Source organism: Cupriavidus sp. R6-3, assembly GCF_059772245.1.
Genome location: NZ_JCBAJO010000039.1, coordinates 13,837 through 30,743 on the forward strand (window position 1 = coordinate 13,837; position 16,907 = coordinate 30,743).

16 protein-coding genes are annotated in these 16,907 nt (G+C 68.6%); 7 read left to right on the forward strand and 9 right to left on the reverse strand.

The features are described from left to right. The first annotated feature begins 146 nt into the window (after positions 1 to 146). From AC6EI8_RS09635 to groL, 7 genes are all read left to right on the forward strand, one after another. The gene (locus AC6EI8_RS09635) at positions 147 to 437 is read left to right on the forward strand and encodes a winged helix-turn-helix domain-containing protein (RefSeq protein WP_149316893.1); all 291 of its coding nucleotides are present in this window, start codon (positions 147 to 149) and stop codon (positions 435 to 437) included. A gap of 232 nt (positions 438 to 669) precedes the next feature. Continuing rightward, positions 670 to 2,349, forward strand: coding sequence for an alpha-amylase family glycosyl hydrolase (locus tag AC6EI8_RS09640; RefSeq protein WP_498381817.1), 1,680 nt, complete (start codon positions 670 to 672; stop codon positions 2,347 to 2,349). 64 nt (positions 2,350 to 2,413) lie between these two features. After that, positions 2,414 to 4,042 carry an alpha-amylase family protein gene (locus AC6EI8_RS09645; protein ID WP_149316894.1) on the forward strand — a complete coding sequence of 543 codons (1,629 nt, stop codon included), beginning with the start codon at positions 2,414 to 2,416 and terminating at the stop codon, positions 4,040 to 4,042. Between the two features lie 67 nt (positions 4,043 to 4,109). Then, positions 4,110 to 4,496 carry a sensory rhodopsin transducer gene (locus AC6EI8_RS09650; RefSeq protein WP_149316895.1) on the forward strand — a complete coding sequence of 129 codons (387 nt, stop codon included), beginning with the start codon at positions 4,110 to 4,112 and terminating at the stop codon, positions 4,494 to 4,496. Positions 4,497 to 4,663: 167 nt separating this feature from the next. After that, complete coding sequence (locus tag AC6EI8_RS09655; RefSeq protein ID WP_149316896.1) at positions 4,664 to 5,641, forward strand: TIGR03885 family FMN-dependent LLM class oxidoreductase; 978 nt, start codon at positions 4,664 to 4,666, stop codon at positions 5,639 to 5,641. 389 nt (positions 5,642 to 6,030) lie between these two features. Further along, positions 6,031 to 6,321, forward strand: a complete 291-nt coding sequence (gene groES, locus AC6EI8_RS09660) for a co-chaperone GroES (protein ID WP_149316897.1) — start codon at positions 6,031 to 6,033, stop codon at positions 6,319 to 6,321. 108 nt (positions 6,322 to 6,429) lie between these two features. Continuing rightward, complete coding sequence (gene groL / locus AC6EI8_RS09665) at positions 6,430 to 8,073, forward strand: chaperonin GroEL (protein ID WP_149316898.1); 1,644 nt, start codon at positions 6,430 to 6,432, stop codon at positions 8,071 to 8,073. 231 nt (positions 8,074 to 8,304) lie between these two features. Here groL and AC6EI8_RS09670 read toward each other — a convergent pair whose 3' ends face one another. The 9 genes from AC6EI8_RS09670 to AC6EI8_RS09710 all read right to left on the reverse strand — a co-directional run bounded on the left by AC6EI8_RS09670 (position 8,305) and on the right by AC6EI8_RS09710 (position 16,882). Continuing rightward, positions 8,305 to 9,165 (reverse strand): metallophosphoesterase, encoded by an 861-nt coding sequence (locus AC6EI8_RS09670; RefSeq protein WP_226107402.1) that lies wholly within the window; start codon positions 9,163 to 9,165, stop codon positions 8,305 to 8,307. Positions 9,166 to 9,362: 197 nt separating this feature from the next. Further along, entirely contained in the window at positions 9,363 to 10,331 is a 969-nt protein-coding gene (locus AC6EI8_RS09675; RefSeq protein ID WP_498381818.1) for a type II secretion system F family protein, read from the reverse strand. 8 nt (positions 10,332 to 10,339) lie between these two features. Beyond that, positions 10,340 to 11,362 carry a type II secretion system F family protein gene (locus AC6EI8_RS09680; protein WP_498381819.1) on the reverse strand — a complete coding sequence of 341 codons (1,023 nt, stop codon included), beginning with the start codon at positions 11,360 to 11,362 and terminating at the stop codon, positions 10,340 to 10,342. 27 nt (positions 11,363 to 11,389) lie between these two features. After that, positions 11,390 to 12,754, reverse strand: a complete 1,365-nt coding sequence (locus tag AC6EI8_RS09685) for a TadA family conjugal transfer-associated ATPase (RefSeq protein ID WP_498381820.1) — start codon at positions 12,752 to 12,754, stop codon at positions 11,390 to 11,392. 88 nt (positions 12,755 to 12,842) lie between these two features. Further along, entirely contained in the window at positions 12,843 to 14,027 is a 1,185-nt protein-coding gene (locus tag AC6EI8_RS09690; RefSeq protein WP_226107404.1) for a CpaE/TadZ family protein, read from the reverse strand. Positions 14,028 to 14,088: 61 nt separating this feature from the next. Further along, positions 14,089 to 14,496, reverse strand: a complete 408-nt coding sequence (locus AC6EI8_RS09695; RefSeq protein WP_262484840.1) for a TadE family protein — start codon at positions 14,494 to 14,496, stop codon at positions 14,089 to 14,091. Between the two features lie 152 nt (positions 14,497 to 14,648). Then, complete coding sequence (locus tag AC6EI8_RS09700; RefSeq protein ID WP_149317111.1) at positions 14,649 to 15,155, reverse strand: TadE/TadG family type IV pilus assembly protein; 507 nt, start codon at positions 15,153 to 15,155, stop codon at positions 14,649 to 14,651. 119 nt (positions 15,156 to 15,274) lie between these two features. Further along, positions 15,275 to 16,537: a pilus assembly protein TadG-related protein gene (locus tag AC6EI8_RS09705; protein ID WP_223819414.1), complete on the reverse strand. Its 1,263-nt coding sequence runs from the start codon at positions 16,535 to 16,537 to the stop codon at positions 15,275 to 15,277. Between the two features lie 54 nt (positions 16,538 to 16,591). Then, positions 16,592 to 16,882, reverse strand: coding sequence for a hypothetical protein (locus AC6EI8_RS09710; RefSeq protein ID WP_498381821.1), 291 nt, complete (start codon positions 16,880 to 16,882; stop codon positions 16,592 to 16,594). Positions 16,883 to 16,907 lie beyond the last annotated feature (25 nt).

The following is a 16,907-nucleotide window of genomic DNA, read 5'->3' on the forward strand; positions in this document are numbered from 1 at the left end:
TGCTGCGTCGCGGAAAGCGGAAGCGGTCGACCCTGGTTGGGGCCGGCCGCTTTTGTTTGCCTTGTTCAAGCGGCACGTGGATGCGGCCGTGTGTCATCCCCCGAACGCGGCTTGCCATTGCCGGATGTGGCGCCTAATGTACGGACATGGACCCCAAGCAGGAAGCCACCTTGAGCTATGCCTTGCTGACCGATCCGGCGCGTGCCGACATCTGCCGCGCGCTGCTGGAGGCCGGCGAGGACGGCATGCCCGCTGCCGACCTGGCCGCGGCGGTCGGCCTGAACTTGCGCCGCGCGGGGCGGATCTTCCAGGAGCTGCTGCAGGCGGACATCGTTGCGCTGACGGTGCGGGACCGGCAGGTCTGTTACAGCCTGAAGGCACGCCGGGAGATACGGCAGGCCCTCGGGTATATCGAGGACTCGGGGCTGTTGTCCTAGCCGCTTGAAACCTGCCGCGCCGCTGTCCGCGCCGGTGTCCGCTCCTCCAGCCGCCTCCGTCGGCACGCTTTCCGCCTCCCTTCCATCCCCCTGATCCCCCGTCGGAAAAAATTACCGCGCGCGCGCAGGATTTGCGCATCGGTCCCACGGCGCCTCGGCGTCCATATCGGTGGGGCCTCGGACGAACCCGCAGATGCCGCCAGACAGGCATGGAAGCTGCATCGATGGGCGGATGACAACCGTCATTGCCAGCGTGCCCATGAATGTGAACGTCCGTGCCACCGTACCGGCCGGGGCCATGCCCGGCCCGCCCGCCGATCCCTCGCAGACCGTCGAAGCGACGCGCGACACCTCGCTGTGGTGGAAGAGCGCCGTGGTCTACCAGATCTACCCGCGCTCCTTCGCCGATGCGAATGGCGACGGTGTCGGCGACCTGGCCGGCATCATCGAGCGGCTGGACCATGTGCGCGCGCTGGGCGCCGACACGATCTGGATCTCGCCGATCTATCGCTCGCCGATGGCCGACGCGGGCTATGACATCAGCGACTACTGCGATGTCGATCCGGTGTTCGGCTCGCTGGCCGATGCCGACCGGCTGATCGGCGAGGCGCACGCGCGCGGCCTGCGCGTGCTGCTCGACTTCGTGCCGAACCACACCTCGGATCAGCATCCGTGGTTCATCGAATCGCGCTCGTCGCGCGACAACCCGAAGCGCGACTGGTACATCTGGCGCGACCAGCCCAACGACTGGCGCGCGGCGCTCGGTGCCGGCAGCGCCTGGACCTGGGACGAGGCCACCGGCCAGTACTACCTGCACCTGTTCCTGCCGCAGCAGCCGGACCTGAACTGGCGCAATCCCGAGGTCGTGCAGGCCATGCACGGCGTGCTGCGTTTCTGGCTCGACCGCGGCGTCGACGGTTTTCGCATCGACGTCGCGCACTGCACCGGCAAGGACCCGACCTTCGCCGACCATCCGCGCTGCCTGGCGGGCGAGCCGCTGGCCGACTTCAACGACGACCCGTACAGCCACGAGGTGCTGCGCGGCATCCGCAAGCTGGTCGACAGCTATCCCGGCGATCGCGTGCTGGTCGGCGAGGTCAATATCCGCTCGACCGCCACCGTGGTGCAGTACTACGGGGCCGGCGACGAGCTGCACATGTCGTTCAACTTCCCGCCGCTCGATGCGCCCTGGGACCCGGTGGTGTTCCGCACCTGCATCCGCGAGGTCGATGCGCTGCTGCAGCCGGCGCAGGCGTGGCCGACCTGGGTGCTGTCGAATCACGACAACGAGCGCCATCGCACCCGCTACGGCGGCTCGATGCGCCGCGCCCGCGCCGCCGCCGTGATGCTGCTGACGCTGCGCGGCACGCCATTCATCTTCCAGGGCGAGGAACTGGGGCTCGAGGACGTGGTGGTCGAGCCGGGCCAGCGCGTCGATCCGGGCGGACGCGACGGTCCGCGCGGCCCGATCCCGTGGGACTTCGCGCCGCCGCATGGCTGGCGCGCGGCCCGCACCTGGCTGCCGTTCCCGCCCGAGGCCGCGACGCTGTCGGTGCAGTCGCAATGGTCGCAGCCCTCGTCGATGCTGCATCTGTACCGCACGCTGATCGAGACGCGCCGCGCCAGCCCGGCGCTGCGCCTGGGCAGCTGGGAGGAATTGCCGTCGCCGCCCGAGGTGCTGGCCTATCGCCGCCGGCATGGCGACGACGAGCGCGTGGTCTGCATCAACTTCGCCGAACGGCCGCTGCCGATCGATCTCGAGGGCGACTGGCGCGTCGCGATCGACAGCCTGCCGGAAGGTCCGGACCGCCGTTTCGACGGCATGCTGCAGCCGGAGCAGGCCGTCCTGCTGGAGCCGCTGCATCGGCCACGGCCGCAACCGCAGCAACAGCGGCAGCCGCTGCAGCCGTAATCGATGCGGGCGGCGCGGCACCGCGCGCCCGAGGTCGCCGTTCAATCGTCAGGAAGGAGAGTCCATGCGTTCGCTCTGGTACCGCAATGCGATCATCTACCAAATCGACGTCAGCGTATTTCGCGACGGCAATAACGACGGTTGGGGCGATCTCCAGGGTTTGACGGCGCATCTCGAATACCTGCGCGGGCTCGGCGTGACCTGCATCTGGCTGTCGCCGTTCTACCAGTCGCCGTTTCGCGATGGCGGCTACGACGTCACCGACCATCTCGCGGTCGACCCGCGCTTCGGCGACCTGGCCGACATGGTCGCGCTGCTGGAAAAGGCCGAGGAACTCGGTATCCGCGTGATGGTGGAACTGGTGGCGCACCACACGTCCGATCAGCATCGCTGGTTCCAGGAGGCGCGGCGCGACCGCAATTCGCCGTACCGCGACTACTACGTCTGGGCCGACGAGCCGGAGGAGACCCACGTCAAGCCGATCTTCCCGACCGTCGAGGACAGCGTCTGGACCTGGGACGAGGAGGCGGGGCAATACTACCGGCACGCCTTCTATTCGCATCAGCCCGATCTCAATATCGCCAACCCGGCCGTGCGCGCCGAGATCGAGGACATCATGTCGTTCTGGCTGCGGCTGGGCGTATCGGGATTCCGCATCGACGCGGCGGGACACATGATCGACGGGGCGAAGGAGGCGGACCCGCGCGACGACGGCTTCTGGCTGCTGAACGACCTGCGCGCGTTCGCGACGCTGCGTCGTTCCGACGCGGTGCTGCTCGGCGAGGTCGACGTGCCGGCCGAGGACTACGCGCGCTACTTCGGCAAGGGCCATCGCCTGACGCTGGTGTCCAACTTCTTCCTGAACAACTTCCTGTTCCTGGCGCTGGCGCGCGAGCGCGCCGAGCCGATCGAGCGCGCGCTGCGCGAGCAGCCCGACCCGCCCGAGCGCGCGCAATATGCGGTATGGGTCCGCAATCACGACGAGCTCGACCTGGAGCGGCTCAGCGAGGCCGAGCGGGAAGAGGTGATGCAGCGCTTCGCGCCGGACGAGGACATGCGCGTCTACAACCGCGGCATCCGCCGCCGGCTGCCGCCGATGCTCGATGGCGACCAGCGCCGCATCGCGCAGGTCCATGCGCTGCTGTTCTCTCTGCCGGGCACGCCGATCCTGCGCTACGGCGAGGAGATCGGCATGGGGGAGGATCTGTCGCAAAAGGAACGCCACGCGGTGCGCACCGCGATGCAATGGTCCGACGAGGTCAATGGCGGCTTCTCGCCCGCCGATCCCGACTCGCTGCCGGTGCCGGTGATCCGCGAGGGGCCGTTCGCCTACGACAAGGTCAATATCTACGAGCAAACGCTGCGCGACGATTCGCTGCTGGCCAGGACGGGCAAGATGATCCGCGCGCGCCTCGGCATGCCGGAGATCGGTTACGGGGAATGCACGGTGATGGACGTGGGCTGCCCGGCGGTGCTGGCGCTGCGGCACGAACTGGATGGACAGGTGGTCTTCACCTTCGCCAATCTGTCGGGCCAGGACGTCGAGGTGGGGCTGCCCGATGTCGAGGTCGGCGAGCTGCGCGACATGCTGGTCGACGGCCCGTATCCGCCGCAGCAGAACGGGGCCCATGCGCTGAAGCTGCGTGCCTACGGCTATCGCTGGCTGCGGCAGCGGCCGTGCTTTGCGCCGTGATCGTCGACACGGTGGACGGCCTGGACACTGCCAATCCCGCCACTGGCGAACAACAAAGGAGAAACCGATGGAAGCGATCGGACAACGGCGCTGGGTGATTGCCGAAGGCTATTTGCCGCCGACCGACCCGGCCGCGAGCCGGCAGTTGAACAGCCACGAGGCGGCCTGCCTGCTCAATACCGGCGATACCGAGGCCAATGTCACCGTGACGATCTTCTATGCCGACCGCGAGCCCGTGGGCCCCTACCGGCTGACGGTACCGGCTCGCCGCACGCTGCATCTGCGCTTCAACGATCTGCGCGACCCCGAGCCGATCCCCGAGGACACCGACTACGCCAGCGTGATCGAGTCCGACGTGCCGATCGTCGTGCAGCACACCCGGCTCGATTCGCGCCAGGCCGCGCTCGCGCTGATGACCACGCTGGCCTATCCGGTTCCGGCAGCGGCCGGCTGACGGCCACTGCCGGCCACTGTCGTTCACCTGACGACCAGAACACGACCAGAACACGACCGGAACACGACCAGAACACGACCAGAACACGACCAGAACACGACCGGAACACGACCAGAACACGACCAGAAGACGACCGGCCCATCCCCAATCCCGCCCAGGAGTCCGCCATGCCCTTGATCGGCTATCACGCCTCGCACGAACAGTTCTCGCCGGGCGATCTGCTGCGCTACGCGCGTGCCGCGCAGCTGGCCGGCTTTAACGCGCTCAGCAGCTCCGACCACTTCCATCCGTGGAGCGAGCGGCAAGGGGAGAGCGGCCATTCCTGGTCCTGGCTCGGCGCCGCGATGGCGACCGTCGATCTGCCCACGGGCGTGGTCGCGTGCCCGTTCGGCCGCTACCACCCGGCCGTGGTCGCGCAGGCCGCGGCGACGCTGGAGGCCATGTTTCCGGGCCGCTTCTGGATCGCGCTGGGCACCGGCGAGGCGCTGAACGAACACATCACCGGCCGGCCGTGGCCGTCCAAGGCCGAGCGGCAGGCCATGCTGACCGAATCGGTGGACGCGATGCGCGCGCTGTGGCGCGGCGAGGAGGTGACGCACCACGGCAGCATCGTGGTCGATCGCGCGCGGCTCTATACGCTGCCGCAGCGTCCGCCGCCGATCTTCGCCGCGGCGCTGACCGCGCAGACCGCGCGCTGGGCGGGGCAGTGGGCCGACGGCCTGATCACGATCTCGGCCCCACGCGAGACCATGCGCGCGGTGATCGATGCCTTCCGCGAGGGCGGCGGCGAGGCCAAGCCGGTCCATATCCAGGCCAAGATCGCCTATGCCGACCCCACCCAGGGCGACGAGGCGGCCCGCCGAATGGCCTACGAACAGTGGCGCACCAATGTGTTCGACAGCGAAACGGCGGCGAACCTGGCGACCCCCGCCGAATTCGATGCCCGCGCGCGGACGGTGTCGCCGGACGACATCGAGCGCGCGGTCCGCATCTCCTGCGACGCCGCGCAACAGGCGGCCTGGCTGGCCGAGGACCTGGCCATGGGCGCCGACGCGGTCTTCCTGCACAACGTCTGCGGCAACCAGCAGGCCTGGATCGACGCCTGCGCGCAGACGGTCTTGCCTCAGCTGCGGGGCGGGGCCTGAGCCTTCCGTCTCCTCCGTGAAGGGGCCGGTGTCTTCAGTCGAAAGGCGAAAATCGCCGGGGCGCCGCTTGCAAGAGGGACGACGGTAGAGGGAGATCGGCTCCCCGGGCGACATCCGCCTGAAAAAATACCGGCCGCACAATATAAGAGACAATGCCCGTCCGGCCTTGCCCGGCGCGGGGCCGCGACGTTTTTCCTTCCTTTCCGCGGGTAAACCCGTATTCAGACCTCGTCTTGAAAACCCGAAACCCCGTCCCTATAATTAGCACTCGCCGGGTGCGAGTGCTAACAGCGTGCTGTAGCCTGCATCCGGCGTCCGATTTCAAGGGTCTCCGCACTCCCGCGGTGGCCACTTTGCAAATAAATGCTCACTTGTACTAAGGAGTCCGTATGAATCTGCGTCCTTTGCACGACCGCGTGATCGTCAAGCGTCTGGACAACGAAACCAAGACCGCTTCCGGCATCGTGATTCCCGACAATGCTGCCGAGAAGCCCGATCAGGGTGAAGTGCTGGCCGTCGGCCCGGGCAAGAAGGATGACAAGGGCGCCTCGATCGCCCTCGACGTCAAGGTGGGTGACCGCGTCCTGTTCGGCAAGTACGCCGGCCAGAGCGTGAAGGTGGATGGCCAGGAACTGCTGGTCATGCGCGAAGAAGACATCATGGCGGTCATCAACAAGTGATGTCGCTGTCCGGGCGCCGCGCGTCCGGAACCCCTGGGCGCCTCGGTTCCGCCGCGGCGGCAATCGCGCCCGGGACATTTCCCGTACAGAATTCTGGAGATCTAGAACATGGCAGCTAAAGACGTAGTGTTCGGCGACAGCGCTCGCCACAAGATGGTCGAAGGCGTGAACATCCTGGCCAACGCGGTCAAGGTGACCCTGGGTCCGAAGGGCCGCAACGTGGTGCTCGAGCGCAGCTTCGGCGGCCCGACGGTGACCAAGGATGGTGTGTCGGTCGCCAAGGAAATCGAGCTGAAGGACAAGCTGCAGAACATGGGCGCCCAGATGGTCAAGGAAGTCGCTTCCAAGACCAGCGACAACGCCGGTGACGGCACCACCACCGCGACCGTGCTTGCCCAGTCGATCGTGCGCGAAGGCATGAAGTACGTTGCCGCCGGCATGAACCCGATGGACCTGAAGCGCGGCATCGACAAGGCCGTTGGTTCGGCTGTCGAAGAGCTCAAGAAGCTGAGCAAGCCGACCACGACCAGCAAGGAAATCGCCCAGGTTGGCGCGATCTCGGCCAACAGCGACGAAGTGATCGGCAAGCTGATCGCCGAAGCGATGGACAAGGTCGGCAAGGAAGGCGTGATCACCGTCGAGGACGGCAAGTCGCTGGCCGATGAGCTGGAAGTCGTCGAGGGCATGCAGTTCGACCGCGGCTACCTGTCGCCGTACTTCATCAACAACCCGGACAAGCAAGTCGTCCAGCTCGACAACCCGTTCGTGCTGCTGTTCGACAAGAAGATCTCGAACATCCGCGATCTGCTGCCGGTGCTGGAGCAAGTGGCCAAGTCGAGCCGTCCGCTGCTGATCATCGCCGAAGACGTCGAAGGCGAAGCGCTGGCGACCCTGGTGGTCAACAACATCCGTGGCATCCTGAAGACCGCCGCCGTCAAGGCGCCTGGCTTCGGCGACCGCCGCAAGGCCATGCTGGAAGACATCGCCATCCTGACCGGCGGTACCGTGATCGCCGAGGAAGTCGGCCTGACGCTGGAAAAGGCGACCCTGCAAGACCTGGGTCAAGCCAAGCGTGTCGAGATCGGCAAGGAAAACACCATCATCATCGACGGTGCCGGTGACGCCGCCGCGATCGAAGGCCGTGTCAAGCAGATCCGTGCCCAGATCGAGGAAGCGACCTCGGACTACGACCGCGAAAAGCTGCAAGAGCGCGTGGCCAAGCTGGCCGGCGGTGTTGCGGTGATCAAGGTCGGTGCCGCCACCGAAGTCGAAATGAAGGAAAAGAAGGCACGCGTCGAAGACGCGCTGCACGCCACCCGCGCTGCCGTTGAAGAAGGCATCGTCCCGGGCGGCGGCGTGGCCCTGCTGCGTGCCCGCGCTGCGATCTCGAGCCTGACCGGCGACAACGCCGACCAGAACGCCGGCATCAAGATCGTGTTGCGCGCGATGGAAGAGCCGCTGCGCCAGATCGTGCTGAACGCAGGCGAAGAAGCTTCGGTCGTCGTGGCCAAGGTCATCGAAGGCAAGGGCAACTTCGGCTACAACGCCGCCAGCGGCGAGTACGGCGACCTGGTCGAGATGGGCGTGCTGGATCCGACCAAGGTGACCCGCACCGCGCTGCAGAACGCCGCTTCGGTCGCATCGCTGATGCTGACCACGGACTGCGCGATCGCCGAAACGCCGAAGGAAGAGTCGGCGCCGGCAATGCCGGGCGGTATGGGCGGCATGGGCGGCATGGACGGCATGATGTAATCACGCCGGCCGTCGGCTTCGGCCGACTGCCCAGACTGCCGAGACGGCGCGAGTCGTCGCTTCAGTCGAAACCCCCGCGGGTGCAAGCCCGTGGGGGTTTTTGTTTTGGGGCTTCCTTCCTTGCCGGGGCAGAGCGTATGGGGCGGTCGGGATGGCTGACGGGTGCGGGATTATCGGCGGCTCTTCCCTGTCCCCAACCCGAGAGAAGGCCGCGAGAACCACAACCGACCCTCACACCTCCACCACATACCCCCAATCGAACTTCGCATTCTCCAGCGCCCCGTCGCCGCGCCGCACATAGCCGCGCGGGTTGCAGACCACGCGCGCGCGGTCGACGCGGTAGTCGAAGCTGGTGTGCGTATGGCCATGGATCCACAGGTCGGCGCGCTGGACCAGGTCGGGCCGGCGCGAGATGAAGCCGGCCGAGGCGAGGTCGTGCGCATAGCGCGGGTCGAGGCTGCCGAGGTCCGGCGCATGGTGGGTGACCACCACGGTGGCGCCGTCGAAGGGCTTGTCCAGTTCGCCGGCCAGCCACGCCGACTCGGCGCGATGGCGCGCCAGCGCGTCGGCGGGCGTGAAGCGGCGGATGCCACCGTGCCCGCCGCCGCGGCCGTCCGCGCTGTCATCCGCGCTGTCGTGCGCGCCGCCGTCCTCGCCGCCGTCCGCGCTGTCGTCCTCGACCGAGATCAGCCGGTGGTCGAGCATCACCCTGGCGCAGGCCTGCATCGCGTCGTCGATGCGCTCGCGGCCGAACAGCGCGTAGTCGGCCCACCATGTCGTGCCCAGCACGCGCACCGGCGCCTGGCCCGGCAGTTCGAACACCGCCACGCCGCCGGTCAGCAGATGCACCTGCGGATGCGCGGCCGCGGCGGCGGCCATTTGCGCATCGACCCGGGTGAAGGTGCTGTCGTAGTACTCGTGATTGCCCGGCACATAGACGATCGGCCCGCGCAGGTGCCGCGCCGCCCAGTCGATGCCATGGCGGCCATTGGCGATGTCCCCCGCCAGCACGACGACATCGGCCTCGCAGTCGGGGACCGTTTCGGGGGTATGGTGTTCCAGGTGCAGATCGCTCAGAACGCGTAGCTTCATGCCGCCTCCAGCCGGCCTCCAATGGGCCTGTGCCTTCGGAGTGTTCAGCATGCGGCGGTACCGGTCAAGTGCGCGGGTTCCCGCGCCGCGGCGCGGCAGAACGACTCCCAGCGAAAAAGCCCGGACCGGGTCCGGGCAAAGGCTGTCCGCACTGCCTGGGGTGATGGCGGCCAGCCGAGGGCCGAAGCCCGGCGGCGTTATCCGCCCTGTCCGGTCATGGTCGGCAGCAGCACGCGCACGATCTGGATGAAGGCGGGGCCGAGCAGCACCACCAGCAGCGAGGGGAAGATCAGGAAGATCAGCGGGAACAGCAGCTTCAGCGCGATCTTGGCCGCCTGTTCCTCGGCCAGCATCCGCCGCTTGGTGCGCAGCATGTCGGACAGCACCCGCAGCGATTCGCCCAGGCTGGTGCCGAAGCGGTCGGCCTGCACCAGCATCGCGGCGAAGCGCTCGACGTCCTCGACGCCGGTGCGCAGCGCCAGGTTGGACAGCGCCTTCTCCTTGGAAAAGCCCGAACGCATCTCCAGCAGCATCAGTTCCAGCTCGCCCGCCAGCACGGGGCAGCGCAGCGACAGTTCGCTGGCGACGCGCATCAGCGCCGCGTCCAGGCCGAGCCCGGCCTCGACGCAGACGGTCAGCAGGTCGATCGCATCGGGAAACTCCTCGAACACGGTGCGCTTGCGCTGGGCGATCCGGCGCGCCAGCACCGCGTTGGGCAGGTAGTAGCCGACCGTGCAGATCGCGATCAGCAGCACCGCCAGCAGTGCGCCGTCGCTGGCCAGCGACGTGCCGACCGTCGCCACCAGTGCCGCCAGCGGCAGCGCCAGCGCCAGCACGGTCTTGGCGGCGAAGTACAGCGTGGGCGCGGCGGCGCCGCGCCAGCCCGCGTTCATGAAGCGCACCCGCAGCGCCGAGTTCTCCCAGCCCTCTTTCGGCAGCGCCAGGCGCGACACCGGCCTTGCCCACTCGCTGAGCCGCGCGCCCCACTCGTTGCGTGCCGACGTTCCCGCCGTCCCCGCGGCGCCCGTGCCGGCGCCGCCAAGCCGCTCCAGCCGCGCACGCAGCCGGTTCGGCGAACAAACCAGCATCAGGCCGAGCGCCGCGCCGAAGGCGGCGACGAACACCAGGCCGAGCAACAGCCATTGTTGTGTCTGCATGGCTTGCATGATTTCTCCTATACCCGGATGCGGATGATCTTGCGCATCCACAGCACGCCCAGCGCCATCATCCCCAGCGCCGTGCCGGCCATGCGGATGCCGGCCGGGTCCTGCCACAGCACGTCGAGAAAGCCGGGGTTCAGCACCGAGATCAGCCCGGCGGTGCCGAACGGCAGCAGGCCGAGGATCCATGCCGACAGCCGGCCCTCCGCGGACAGCACGCGGATCTTGTCGAACAGCTTGAGCCGCTCGCGCACCAGGCGGCTGATGGTGTCGAGGACCTCGGCCAGGTTGCCGCCGCTGTCGCGCTGGATCAGCACCGCGATGACGAAATAACGCAGATCGCCGACCGGTACCCGGATCGCCAGGCTGGTCAGCGCATCGTCGAGCGAGACGCCGTAGTTGATCTCCTCGAAGGCCAGGCGGAACTCGGGACCGAGCGGGGCCTTCATCTCCTGGCCGACGGTGCCGAGCGCGCCGGCGAAGGAATGCCCGGCGCGCAGCGAGCGGCTGATCATGTCGATGGCATCGGGCAATTGCGCCTCCATGCGCTTCAGCCGCCGTTGCCGTTGCGCCAGCGTACGCAGCACGGGAAGCGTCGCGGCCAGCAGCGCGCCGGCGGCGGCCAGCCAGAACGGCAGCGGCAGCAGCGACAGCACGGCGAACGCGATCAGCAGGCTGGCGGCGCTGAAGCCCAGCAGCTGGCCGACCGACCAGGTGCTGCCCGACTGCTGCAGCCAGCGGTCCAGCGCCGCCACGCGCGGCACCCGCATCAGCAGGCGCTGCATCCGCGGGCTGCCGGCCAGCATCCGCTCCTTCAGGATCGACATCTGCTCGCGGCCGATCTGGCCGCCGGCCGACAGCGCGCGGATGCGCGCGTCGATGCGGCGTGCCGAGGCGCCATGATGGCTGTTCCACCACAGGTAGACGGCCTCGATGGCCAGCACCACCGCGATGAACAGCAGCACGCCGAAGGCGTACAGCGCGTAGTGTCCCAGTTGTCCCAATTGCCCCAGTTGCCCGAATCGGCCAAGGTCCATGATCGCTCTCCGTCAGTCCGGCAGGTGCTAGATCTCGAAACGCCGCGAGGGATCGTAGGTCTCGTCCGGCAGCCCCACGCCGTAGACGCGCAGCCGCTCGGCGAAGCGCGGATAGACGCCGGTCGCGCGGAAGTGGCCGCGCACGGTGCCGTCCTGTCCCACACCGGTGCGCTGGAAGGTGAAGATCTCCTGCATGTTGATCACGTCGCCCTCCATCCCGGTGATCTCCTGGATGCTGACGATCTTGCGGCTGCCGTCGGTCAGGCGCGCGGCCTGCACGATCACCGTGATGGCCGAGGCGATCTGCTGCCGGATCGCTTTCGGCGGCACGTTCATGCCCGCCATGCCGACCATGTTCTCCAGCCGTGTCAGCGCATCGCGCGGCGTGTTGGCGTGGATGGTGGTCAGCGACCCCTCGTGCCCGGTGTTCATCGCATTGAGCATGTCGAGCGCCTCGGCGCCGCGCACCTCGCCGAGGATGATGCGATCGGGGCGCATGCGCAGCGCGTTGCGCACCAGCGAGCGCTGCGTGATCTCGCCCTTGCCCTCGATATTGGGCGGGCGCGTTTCCAGCCGCAGCACATGGGGCTGCCGCAGTTGCAGCTCGGCGGCGTCCTCGATGGTCACCACGCGCTCGTCGGCCGGGATGAAGCCCGACACGATGTTCAGCAGCGTGGTCTTGCCGCTGCCGGTGCCGCCCGACACCACCAGATTGACCTTGGCGTGCGCCAGTGCCTGCAACAGCTGCGCCATCGGCGGCGTCAGGCTGTGGTACGCGATCAGGTCCGCGATCTGCAGCGGATTGACGGCGAAGCGGCGGATCGACAGCAGCGGACCGTCGATCGCCGACGGCGGGATGATCGCATTGACGCGCGAGCCGTCGGGCAGGCGCGCATCGACCATCGGGCTGGTCTCGTCGATGCGGCGCCCGACGCGCGAGACGATCTTCTCGATCACCTTCATCAGGTGGGCGTCGTCGTAGAACGTGATGTCCGTCAGTTCGAGCTTGCCGCGCCGCTCGACATAGGTCTGGCGCGCGGTATTGACCAGGATGTCGGACACCGTGGGGTCGCGCAGCAGCGGCTCCAGAGGGCCGAAGCCGAACATTTCGTCGTAGATCTCGCCGATCAGCTGCCGGCGTTCTGCGTCGTTGAGCAGCACCTTGTCCTCGTCGACGATGGCGCCCACCAGCAGGCCGATCTCGTGCCGGACCTGCTCGAGCGGGATGCGGGCCAGCCGCTCGAGCTCGACGCGCTCGAGCACGGTCTCGTGCACGGCGCGCTTGAGCGCGCGATAGCCGCTGCCCACGGGCAGCGCGGCGGCCGGGTGGCCGTTGACGGGCAGGGCGGCGAAGCCCGGGCTGGCGTTCGACAGTTGTTCGCGGATCGACATGGCGGTCTCCGGCTCGAGAGGTGGGTGCGTGTGGTGTGTGGGCGCGCGCGGCGAGGTGGCGTACGACGAAGCGATAGGGTTACCGCGCTCACGCCGCCTTGACCCGCAGCAGCAGCCGGCGCAGCGACAACGGCTCGCCGCCCGCGCGCGGTTCCGGCTCGGCCGCGGCCAGCTGCGTGGCGAGCGACTGCAGCGCGCGCGCGATGGCGCTGCGCCGGTGCATCGCCAGCACCGGCTCCCCGTGGCTGATCGCCGCGTTCACCGCGGCGGCGTCCTCGGGCAGCGCCTGCCAGACCGGGGTGCCGCAGATCTGCTCCAGCGCGGCGCGGTCCAGTTCGTTGCGGCGGTCGTCGCGGTTCAGCAGCAGGCACACCTTGTCGTCGGGATAGTGCAGCGCCCGCAGGATGTCGAGCAGGCGCCGGCCGGTGCGGGCATGCGCGATGGTCGGCTGCAGCACCACGCCGATGCGGTCGCTGCGGTCCAGCACGCCGATCGACACCGGATCGATGGCCTGGCCGGCGTCGACCAGCACGAAGTCGTAGTGCGGCAGCGCCAGCGACAGGATCCATTCGACCTGTTCCTTGCGCACCGATGCCGCCTTGATCGGATCGACCGCGCCGGCCAGTACGTCGAAGCCCTCGGCCACCGGCGTCAGGCACGCTTCGAGGAAGGCCGCATCCATGCGGTCGATCTGCGCGCAGACGTCGGGCAGCGTCGCCGGCGGCGTGCGGTCGCAGATCGTGTGGACCAGATCGCCGAACTGCCGGTTCAGGTCCAGCGCCAGCACGCGCTTGCCTTGGGCGGCCAGCGCATGTCCAAGGTTGCCGGTCAGGAAGCTGACGCCGGCGCCGCCCTTGCACGACAGCAGCGACACCAGCCGCGCGCTGCGGCGGCGCCGCTGCGTGCTGGCCGCCTGCAGCCGGCGCAGCGCGTCGCCGAGCTGGTTCTGCTCCAGCGGCCACGCCAGCACGTCGCGGATGCCAGTGCGCAGCGCCTGGATCAGCAGCTCGGGCTCGACCGCATCGGTGACCAGGATGCAGGGCAGCTCCGGATGCTGCTGCCGCATGGTCTCGATGCCCTGCATCTGCGCCGGGCCTATCCTGTCGTGCGCGATCACCAGCATGTCGGCCAGCGCCAGCTGGCTCGCATGCGACGCGATGCGCGCCGGCGCCTCGCTCAGCGCCAGCGTCTGGAACGACCCGCACTGCGCGCACAGCCGCGCGATTTCGGCCAGCCGTTCGGTTTGCTCGGAGGCGATCAGAATCGTCAGCATGACGGCTTCTCCTGTTCGTTGTCCTGTGCGCCGCGGCGGGCGCGGCAATGCTTGCCCACGTTCAGCTGCAGACCGGCCCGCCGGTCGCGCTGTTCATGCTTTCGCGCGACAGCGTGGTGGCGAAGGGCGGCACCGGCAGCGTCATCGGAATCATCGGCACGAGCGTGCGCACGGTCAGGCCGGTGACGCGGACCGTCACGCTGGCGCAGCTCGCGCGCGCGGTATCGGGATCGCTGTCGCAGCCGGCGGGTTCGTAGTCGAGCGCGATGTTCGACGGCGACAGCTGCGGCATCAGCGCCGCCATTCGGGTCTTGATGATGGCGGCATTGGCATCGCAGACCACGGCCATGCGCGCGCCCCAGCGTGTCGCTTCGCTGGCGGTGTTCCAGTGGAACAGCACGCGCGCCATTTCGACGACGCCGATCAGCAGCGTGAAGAACAGCATCGCGACGATCGCGAACTCGACCACGGTGGCGCCGCGCTGGCGCGCGCGAGGCCGCGGTGCGCCCACTGGCGGCCGCGCTGGCGTGCGGTGTGGCGACCGATGTGGCGGCCGACGTGTCGTCCGATATGTCGTCCGATATGGCGATGCCATCGGTGCGGATGGGCGGACAGCGGGATTCATAGCACTTGCCTCATCACGGTCATCACATCGGAGAACACCAGCCCGCTGGCATCGATCAGCGGCTGGATCGGCGTATAGGCGAAGCCGGTGATCTTGACGGCCACCAGGTTGACGGTGCCGGCCGGCACGCCGGCGCCGCCGCCGTTGTCGTAGGTATTGACGTTGGCGAAGGCCATGCCCGGGCACCCACCCGCGTCGACGCGGTCGCAGATCACCACCATCGACGTGCTCAGGCCGCCGACCAGCGGGCTGCCGGTGCAGCCGGTATTGCCATGCACCGCCAGGCATTTGGCCTGCGCGGCGGGGTAGCCGGCGTCGTCGGGCGAGAACTGCGACAGGTAGCGGGTGGCGCCGCGCGTGGCCTTGGTCAGCGCGTCGTACTGGTAGATCGCGCGGCCGAATTCGGCGACGCCGCACAGCATCAGCAGCAGCGGGATCAACAGGATGGCGAACTCGACGGCGGCCACGCCGCGCTGGCGTTCGCGCGCGCCGGCGCGGCGCAGTCGGCGCGGACCGCGGCGCAGGTTGTGGCGCGGTCCATGGCGCGCCGCATTGCCGGCAGCGGAGCGGGGGATCGGCGTCTTCACGATGGCCTCCTGTCGCTTGTCGATGTGCCCGGCCGCTACTGCACCAGGACCGGCACCAGCGGGCCGGGTCCGCTGCCGAGTCCGGGGATGCCCTGCGTCGCGCAGGGGCTGCCCATCGAGCTCGACACGCCGCGATATTCGAGCCGCACCGAGTTGATGTTGCCGCCCCATTGCATCGGCTCGATCATCAGCAGGCAGGCCCACTCCAGCACGCTGGCCTTGTGCGTGCCCGACACCGCGAAGCCGCTGCAGTCGACCACCGGGGCCAGCACCATGCGCCGGTCGGCGCCGCCCTGATGCGCGGCGGTGCTGGACGGCGATCCCTTGGTATCGATCATCGCGATGCTGTCGCCCTGGTAAGGCGCAAACGTCTTGCGCCTGGCCGTGAAGTCCGGATAGGCATTGGCCTTGGCGGGCCAGGTGGTGTCGTTGTAGGCGTGGCCGGTGAAGTCGGGCACGCCGGCGACCTTGCCGGCCTTGACGATGCCGAAGCGGCTGTTCCACTCGTCCGCCAGCGACGACTTGTTGCCGGTGGTGCCGATCTCGGTGCCGAGCGCCGGCAGGTTGCACTGGCCCGAGCCCTTGAGCTGCTCGGCCAGGCTCTTGGTGCCGCTGCCGCCCGCCAGGTCGGCCCAGCCGAAATTGCCGCCGCCATACTCGCCCTTGTTGCCTGCGTCGAGCTTGGACACCAGCCACTGGCCCACGGTGTAGGGCGGTTCGGGCGGACTGATGGTGTCGGGCTTGCAGACGAACACCGGAATCGCGCACGCCGTCTGCGCGGCGCCCACGGTGGCCACCGCGAACGAGGACACCGTGCTCGGCCCCACGCTGCCGCCCGGCAGCAGGTTCAGCACCTGGGCGAACCAGTTGGCGATGCCGGCGCGCGAGGCCGCGCATTTGACGTATTTGATGGTGTCCAGCGCATAGGGCACGCTGTTCTTCGGATAGAAGGGATTGGCCAGCGCGTCGCTGTAGGTCACGCTGCTGTCGGCGGTGAACTGCACCGACTCGCTCTGGAACAGCGCCAGATTGCGATAGCCGGCGGTGATGCCGGCCGCCTCGGACACCGCCAGCGGCGTGGCGCCGGTCAGGTCGCGCGCCGCCGCCAGCGCGCAGGCATCGGCGCCGTTCTGCAACTCGCTCTTGGCCACGTAGAGCTTGCCCAGGTCCAGCGCCAGGCCGAGGAAGCCCACCATCGCCACCAGCGCCAGCGCGACGACGATCGCGACCGCACCCTGCTGGCGCTGCCGCATGGCGGTTCGCCGGCGCATGCGCGATCCCGCTGTGTTCGGCTTCATGATGGGTTCCTCCATGGCTTGGCGAAATGGCTTGCGCCCCTGCATCGGCCGCGTTCAGCGCGTGCCGATGCCGCCCGACATGCCGATGCCGCCCTGCATGCCGGCGCCATTGCCATAGGCGCCGGCGGGCGACAGGCGTTGCAGCGAGCGGTCGTAATTGCCCATCGCGGCCACCGCGGCCCTGCCGTCGACGCCGGTCAGCGAAGGCAGGCCGGCCGGCGCATTCGGATTGATGATCTGGGCCTGCTTGACCGCATTGACGGACTGGCCGAAGCGGCTGTCCCAGATCGGCGTGGTGCTGATGCAGGCCGCGAGCAGCGGCGCGCCGAGCAGGGCGGCGAGCAGGGCCGCGAGGCGGCCGCGCGCGCGC